This is a genomic window from Micromonospora antibiotica, assembly GCF_017599305.1.
GTDB classification, from domain to species: domain Bacteria; phylum Actinomycetota; class Actinomycetes; order Mycobacteriales; family Micromonosporaceae; genus Micromonospora; species Micromonospora antibiotica.
Genome location: NZ_JAGFWR010000049.1, coordinates 1 through 7112, shown reverse-complemented (window position 1 = coordinate 7112; position 7112 = coordinate 1). Strand labels below are relative to the sequence as shown.

General features: G+C 73.2%; 6 protein-coding genes. 2 read left to right on the top strand and 4 right to left on the bottom strand.

Features of this window, described 5'->3' with window-relative positions; genetic code table 11:
* Positions 1-312: 312 nt before the first annotated feature.
* Together JQN83_RS32445 and JQN83_RS32440 are read right to left on the bottom strand one after the other, a co-directional pair.
* A complete protein-coding gene (locus tag JQN83_RS32445) occupies positions 313-1314 on the bottom strand; it encodes an ArsR/SmtB family transcription factor (RefSeq protein WP_208570971.1) in 1002 nt (333 codons plus the stop codon).
* Between the two features lie 276 nt (positions 1315-1590).
* Positions 1591-2628 (bottom strand): hypothetical protein, encoded by a 1038-nt coding sequence (locus tag JQN83_RS32440; protein WP_208570970.1) that lies wholly within the window; start codon positions 2626-2628, stop codon positions 1591-1593.
* Between the two features lie 249 nt (positions 2629-2877).
* Here JQN83_RS32440 and JQN83_RS32435 point away from each other — a divergent pair, with 249 nt between their 5' ends.
* A complete protein-coding gene (locus JQN83_RS32435) occupies positions 2878-3444 on the top strand; it encodes an NUDIX hydrolase (protein WP_307800019.1) in 567 nt (188 codons plus the stop codon).
* A gap of 222 nt (positions 3445-3666) precedes the next feature.
* On the opposite strand, the gene JQN83_RS32430 is transcribed toward JQN83_RS32435, so the two are convergent.
* Both JQN83_RS32430 and JQN83_RS32425 read right to left on the bottom strand, forming a co-directional pair.
* The gene (locus JQN83_RS32430; RefSeq protein ID WP_208570969.1) at positions 3667-4758 is read right to left on the bottom strand and encodes a mannose-1-phosphate guanylyltransferase; all 1092 of its coding nucleotides are present in this window, start codon (positions 4756-4758) and stop codon (positions 3667-3669) included.
* A 63-nt stretch (positions 4759-4821) separates the two neighbouring features.
* The gene (locus tag JQN83_RS32425; RefSeq protein WP_208570968.1) at positions 4822-5967 is read right to left on the bottom strand and encodes a glycosyltransferase family 4 protein; all 1146 of its coding nucleotides are present in this window, start codon (positions 5965-5967) and stop codon (positions 4822-4824) included.
* Positions 5968-6118: 151 nt separating this feature from the next.
* Between JQN83_RS32425 and JQN83_RS32420 the strand changes: the two genes are divergently transcribed.
* Positions 6119-6808 (top strand): TIGR03089 family protein, encoded by a 690-nt coding sequence (locus JQN83_RS32420; RefSeq protein ID WP_208570967.1) that lies wholly within the window; start codon positions 6119-6121, stop codon positions 6806-6808.
* Positions 6809-7112 lie beyond the last annotated feature (304 nt).

Genomic DNA, 7112 nt, shown 5'->3' with positions numbered 1-7112 from the left:
ACAAGGCCTCAACAAAAAAGAGATCATGCGCTGCCTCAAGCGCTACATCGTCCGCGAGGTCCACACCGCCCTCCTCGCCGACTTCACCACCCTCAACACCCCTTGACTTCCATAGGAGCATCCGGCCCGCACCCTCCCCGGGCGGGCGACCGAGCCGGTCATGATCACCACAGGGTCGCCGAGGTGGCGGCTTCCGCGAGGCTGGACACCGCCGGGTCAGCCGCACCTGCCCGCTCGCCGCGTCACACGTCAGGCGTCAGGCATCACGCGTCAGGCATCACGCGTCAGGCGTCAGGCGTCAGGCGTCAGGCGTCAGGCGTCGAGCATGGCCCGGCCGAGCGGGGTCAGGGTGTGCAGCACCGTGTTGCGGTCGCGGCGGCTGACCAGCAGCCCGGCGTTACGCAACACGGTGGTGTGCTGGCTGACGGCGGCGGCCGAGATGTGCAGCCGCCGGGCCACCTCGCCGGTCGTCGCGCCGTCGTCGCTGACTTCCAGGACCGCCGCCCGGGTGCGGCCCAGCAGCGCCGCCAGCGCCTCCCTACCGGCGTCGCCGGCGGGCCGGCCACCCTCGCCCGGGGGCGGGTCCAACCCGCCGAGCCGGTCGGCCGGATAGACCAGCACCGGCGGCAGCATCGGGTCGAGCAGGGCGACCGGGGTACGCGCACAGAAGAACGAGGGCACCAGCAGCAGCCCTCGACCGTCCAGGTGCAACTCCCGGCGGTTCGGATAGTCGAGGACCTGGAGGACCCCGGATTCCCAGCGCATCCCCGGCCGCAGGCTCGCCAGTAGTCCCTCCGCCCCACCGTCGAGCAGGGCGCGGGCGCGTACCGCCCGGTCGGCCTCCACGGCGGCCCTGATCCGCCCCCAGTACGGGTCGATCGCCACCGACCGGTACTGCGCCATCGACTCCGTCAGGTGGCGGAGGACCTCCGGCTCACCCCGGGCCAGCGCGGCAGCCGACGGCGGCAACGGGTTCGTCCCCGCCAGCAGGGCCAGGTCCCGGCGCAGCAGCCCGGTCGGGGTGGACCGGACGGCGTCCAGCCCCGCCTCGAAACCGTCGAGGCTCTGGTACGGGGTGAGGAAGTCGGGGAAGTAGCCGCGGGGCGGGTTCAGCGCGAACAGCAGCCGGAACTGGTCGGCGGCGGTCTCCCGACGCAGCCCGGTGGCCACGCCCCGCCGCCAGCCCGCCATCAACGGGTCGCGGGTCCGCCCCTGGAGCAGGTGCAGGCTGAGGACCGACTCCCAGACCGGGTCGGCGGCAGGGGCGACCCGGGTCCGGAGGATGTCCTCCTGGGAGAAATGAATGGTCAGCATCGAGCGCTCCTGGGGCGGGGCAGGGGGAGCCCGCCGACCCACTGAACTGTACCGGGCGGCACTTATCTCCACTTTTAAGCGTGGGCTGAAAGACCTCGACGCCCGTACCGTCGGTTGGCATGCTCCTACTGCCTGGTACGACGCGTGGGGGTCTCCCCGCCGTCCACCTGGTGGCCTGTGGCCCAGGGAGACGTGGGTCCGGGAGGCACCACGAGGGTCTGCGGCCCTGGTTCCGTGGAGGTGTCGCCCGGGCCCACCACCCGAGCGGTGGTCGGCTCAGCCGACCCAGAGCGCCACCCGATGATCCTCATCGGTGACGTAGAAGCTGCGTCCGTTCACCTCGGCCACCCCCTCGACATTGTGGAACGGCGCCAACTCGGCCGCCACCTCACCCGCGATCCGGTCGTCGTCGGTCGGCTCCCAGCGGAACCGGACGTGCCGTGAGGTGACATCGCCACCGGTCGGATGGTCATCCAGCAGCACCGAGCCCTTGCCGAGCGCGTCGATCGACCCGACCACCGCCGCGTACCCGCCGTCGGGCGTCGGGGTGATCGCGCGGAAACCCACCAGCGCACCGGGCGGCGTCACACCGGTCACCACGTACGCCCGACCGGCGCGCGGCCAGCCGCCACCGGGGGTGAACATCTCCGGGATGCCGGCCAGCTCGACCAGGACCGGTTCCCCGTCCACGGTCACCGGGAAGCGGAGCCCCAGCAGCACCGTCCCGTGCGGGGTGAACGTCGCCGCCTCCACGTTCAGCGGCAGGTCACCGTCGGCCAGCCGGCGTACCCAGGACTTGGCCCGCGCCGTACCCCGGGACACCGTCTCGCCGATGAACCGCTGGCGGACCCGCTCACCCGGCGGCAACGGGGTGAACGCCGCCTTGGCCAGGGCGTCGTTGACCGCCCGGTGCACCCGGAACCGGTTACGGACCACCTGCACCGGCAGCGTCCCGGTGGCGGCGTCGTCCTCCCGGAACCGGGCCACGAACGCACGGCGGGGCCGCAGCGGGCCGGCCTTGGAACCGAAGTGCGACCCGAAGACGTACACCCAGCCGTCGTGCGCGGCGAGCGCCTCACCGTCCTCGGTACGGCCGTTCTCGGCCCCCGCGTCGGCCGTCACGTGATGGGCGACCCACTCGCCGTCGGTGCGCTCCAGCAGCAGGGCGAGGCAGTGTTCCACCGGCCCCTCGTCGAGCACGGTCCAGAAACCACGGACGGCGTCGTACGCCCGCAGCAGCGACCGGGACCGGACCGGCAACAGGTCGCTGGCCTCGTTGCCGGCCACCACGAACTCCAGAAGTCTCAGGCTCACCGCGCCAGGGTACGGAGCGCACGCTCGTAGAGTGTCGGGATGCCCGACGCCTTCCCCGCCACCCCGGTCCCCTCCCCGGCCGGCACCACCGTTCCAGCCACCCCCACCGACCCGAGCGTGACTGCCGACCCGAGCAGGGCTGCCGGCCCGAGCGGGACTGCCGGCCCGAGCGGGACTGCCGGGTACACCTGCGCCAGCCGGGCGGACACCGCCACCCTGCCGGGCGGGACCAGCGGAGCCCGCCCCGCAGTGCCCGGCGACGGGAACGTGGCGCTGCACGCGGACGCGGTGGCGGTGCTGGCCGGTTGGACGCCGACCGGGCCGGACGCCGCCGAGGCGCGGGACCGCACCCTCGCGCTCCTCGCCGACGGTCCGGTCGCCCTGACCCGCCACCACCTGCCGGGCCACCTCACCGCGAGCGCGCTGATCCTCGACGCCGCCGGAGCCCGGGTGCTGCTCTGCCTGCACGGCAAGCTGCACCGCTGGGTGCAGTTGGGCGGGCACTGCGAACCGGGCGACGAGACACTGGCCGGGGCGGCGTTGCGCGAGGCCACCGAGGAGTCCGGCATCGCCGGGCTGGTCATCGATCCCGTACCGATCGACGTGGACATCCATCCGGTGCGCTGCCAGGGTGGTTCGCTGCACCACGACGTGCGGTTCGCGGTCTTCGCCCCGCCGGACGCGGTCGAGCAGGTCAGCGACGAATCCGAGGCGCTCGGCTGGTTCCCGACCGACCGGCTGCCGGAGCCGCTGGCCGGCGGGACCGCCAAACTCGTCGCGCCGGCCCTGGCCGTCCACGCCCACCGGGCCCGCTGACCGCCCGCTCCGACCCGCGCCCGGGGGCCGACCCGCGCCCGACGGCCGACCCCGGGAGACGGCCGACCCCGGGAGACGGCCGACCCCGGGAGACGGCCGACCCCGGGAGACAGCCGATCCCGGGAGACGGTCGACCCGCCCCGGCGGTGGGCCCGTCCGGCGGGCGAAAGCCCGACGGCCGGAGCGGCATACCACCGGGTGGGGGTCAGGTCGCCCCGACGGTCAGACCAGCCCGTCCTCGCCCCGGGCTTTCAGCTCGTCGACCAGGGCCTTGACGTCCTGGGCCCGGTCGCGCGGGCAGACCAGCACCGCGTCGGGGGTGTCCACCACGATCAGGTCACGGACCCCGAGAGCGGCGACCAGCCGACCCGACTGCGGCACCACCACCAGGTCGTGGGCGTCGTGCAGCAGGACCCCGGGCTTGGCGTCGGTGCCCAGCACCACGTTGCCGGCCGGGTCGGCGGGCAACACCTCGCCGAGGGTGTGGAAGTCACCCACGTCGTTCCAGCCGAAGTCACCCGGCACGGTGGCGACCCGGCCGGCGGTGGCCGCGCCCTCCATCACCGCGTAGTCGACGGAGATCTTCGGCAGTGTCGGCCAGACCGCGCCGAGGACCTCGTCCTGCTCAGGGGTGCCCCAGGCCGCCGCGATCGAGATCACCCCGGCGTGCAGGGCGGGCTGCTGGCGGGCCAGCTCGGCGAGGAAGACGTCCACCCGCCAGACGAACATGCTGGCGTTCCAGAGGTGCCGGCCCGAACGCAGGTACGCCTCGGCGACCGGCGCGGCCGGCTTCTCCTTGAACTCGGTCACCGGACGCATCGGGCCGTCGCCGGTCGGCTCACCGGTCTCCAGGTAGCCGTAACCGGTCTCCGCCCGGGTCGGGGTGATCCCCACCGTCATCAGCAGCCCCTGCTCGGCACCGCCGATCGCCGCCCGGACCGTCTGCACCCAGGTGGCCGGGTCGCGGATCAGGTGGTCGGCGGCGAAGGAGCCCATCACCGCCGTCTCGTCCCGCCGGGCGATCACCGCCGCCGCCAGGGCGATCGCCGCGCAGGAGTCCCGGGGCGACGGCTCCACCAGGATGTTCTCCTCCGGCACCCCGCTCAGCTGCCGGGCCACCGCCGCCGCGTGGGCGGCCCCGGTGACCACCAGGATGCGCTCCGGTGTGGTCAACGGCGCGAGCCGGCCCACGGTCGCCTGGAGCAGCGACGCGTCGGTGCCGGTGAGCGGATGGAGGAACTTGGGGTGCCCCGCGCGGGACAGCGGCCACAACCTCGTGCCGCTGCCACCCGCCGGGATGACGGCGTAGAGCATCAGCACATCATGCCCGAACCGCCACAGGTCGGATGCCGGGTCCGCCGTACGGTCAGCGACCACTCAGGAACGCGCCCGGCTCCAGGCGGCGATGTGCACCTCGGCGCTGGACGCCCAGGTGAACTCCTTGGCCCGGTCGACACCGGCCTTGGCCAGCGACGACCGGCGCTGCTCGTCGTCGAGCAGGGCGGCCAGGTCGGTGGCGATCTGGTCCGGGTCCTCACTGGTGTACGCGACCGCGTCACCGCCCACCTCGGGCAGTGAGAGCCGGGGCGTGGTGAGCACCGGCGCGGCGCAGGCCATCGCCTCCAGGATCGGCAGACCGAACCCCTCGCCGTACGACGGGTAGGCGGCGACCAGCGCCCCGCCGAGGAAGCCGGGCAGGTCGGCGTAGCGCAGGTAACCGGGACGCAGCAACCGCAGGTGCGACGGGACCTCGGCCACCGCGCGGTCGATGTCGTCGTCGTGCCCCTGACCACCGGCGACCACCAGGGCCGGCGGGTTCTCCCGGTCGCCCACCGCCCGCGCCCAACCCCGGATCAGATTGGGTACGTTCTTGCGCGGCTCCTTGGCCCCGAGGAAGGCGACGTAGCTGCTGCCGCCGAGCCCCAGCCGGGCCCGTACCCGCGCCTTCTCCTCCTCGCCCGGGGCGTGGAAGGCGTCCTGGTCGACCCCGTGGTAAGCCACGTCGATCCGGGTCGGGTCGGCGTCGAGCAGCCGGATCAACTCGTCACGGGTGGCCTTGCTCGGCACGATCACCCGGCTGGCCCGGCGCAGCGACGTCTTGATCGCGCTGCGGAAGAACGTCCGCCGGGACTTGTCGTAGTGCTCCGGCTCGGTGAAGAACGTCGCGTCGTGCACGGTCACCGTGACCGGGCAGCCGGCCCGCAGCGGGCAGGTGTAGAACGGCGAGTGCAGCACCTCGGCACCGACCTGCTGGGCGAGCAACGGCAGGCCGGTCTGCTCCCAGGCGAGCCGGGCCGGGCGGTGGGCGACAGCGGCCGGAGCGGGGATCACCTCGGCACCGGGCAGCATCCGGGTGTAGCGCTCCAGGTCGGTGCGCAGGCTCACCACGACCAGGTCGACCGTTTCCCCGCACACTGTGCCGAGGGCCCCGAGCAGGCCATCGACGTATCTACCGACGCCGCCACGGTCGGCGGGGACACTCGTGGCGTCGATGAGCACGCGGGGCGGGCGACCGGCGGTCACGGGGCGACTCCTAGCACTAACTGGTTTGTGGGGAACAACACTCCGGGCAAGCCTACGCCGGAGCGTGGCGCGGACGCTGACTCCGACCCGACCGTACGCCGACTTGTCATCGTCATCGAATACGGGCGACAGGGGCGTATCGTTCGCGCCGATGGCCGACAACATTGCCCGGGTGTTCGCCGCCGCGATCGCGGCCGACCCCGCCCGCCCCCTGCTGACCTGGTACGACGACGCCACCGGCGAACGCACCGAACTCTCCGGCGCGACCCTGGCGAACTGGGTGGCCAAGACCGCAAACCTGCTCGTCGACGAGTTGGCCCTGAGCCCCGGCGACCCGGCCGGGGTGCTGCTGCCACCGCACTGGCAGACCGCCGCCGTGCTACTCGGCTGCTGGTCGGCCGGGTTGACGGTGCGTGACGAACCGGGTGACGTGGACGTGCTCTTCGCCGCCGCCGACCGGGTGGCCGAGGCCGACGCCTGGCCGGCCGGCGACCGGTACGCGCTGGCGCTCGCCCCGTTCGCCGCCCCGCTGCGCGAGGTCCCCGCCGGCTTCGCCGACTACGTCGTCGAGGTACGCACCCAGGGTGACCACTTCACCCCGTCCGGCCAGGGTGGCCCCACCGACGCGGCCCTGCTGGCCGAGGCGGACGCCCGCGCGACGGCCCTCGGCATCTCCCCCGGCGACCGGCTGCTCATCGACGCGACCGCCCACCCCGACCCGCGCGACTGGCTGCTCGCCCCGCTGCTGCGGGGGGCGACGGTCGTGCTGACCGGCAACCCCGACCGCTCCCGCTTCCCCACCCGCGCCACCACCGAACGCACCACCCACACCCTCCCCTGACCCCACCCCCTCCACCCCGCCCCCGCCGCTTCCCGCCCGCCTCCTCCCGCCCTCCTCGCCTCGCCCCGGTGATCAAGAGGTTTACGCCAAAATTCCGCCGACAAATGACGTAAACCTCTTGATCACCCGACCTCGACGGCGCTGGTGTTCGGTGATCAAGAGGTTTGGGTCAGGAACAGGGGGGCGGGGTCAAGGGGTGAGTGCAATCGTTAGGGGACGATGAGTTGTGCGAGGCGTTGGGCTGGTGTGTTCCAGTCGAGTGTTTCGCGGGGTCGGGTGTTGAGTTCGTGGGCGACTTCGTCGA

Bases quoted from the DNA above. Each gene is read 5' to 3' on its own strand.
- JQN83_RS32445 (WP_208570971.1), bottom strand. From the start codon at position 1,314: ATGCTGACCATTCATTTCTCCCAGGAGGACATCCTCCGGACCCGGGTC.
- JQN83_RS32430 (WP_208570969.1), bottom strand. From the start codon at position 4,758: ATGCTCTACGCCGTCATCCCGGCGGGTGGCAGCGGCACGAGGTTGTGG.
- JQN83_RS32420 (WP_208570967.1), top strand. From the start codon at position 6,119: ATGGCCGACAACATTGCCCGGGTGTTCGCCGCCGCGATCGCGGCCGAC.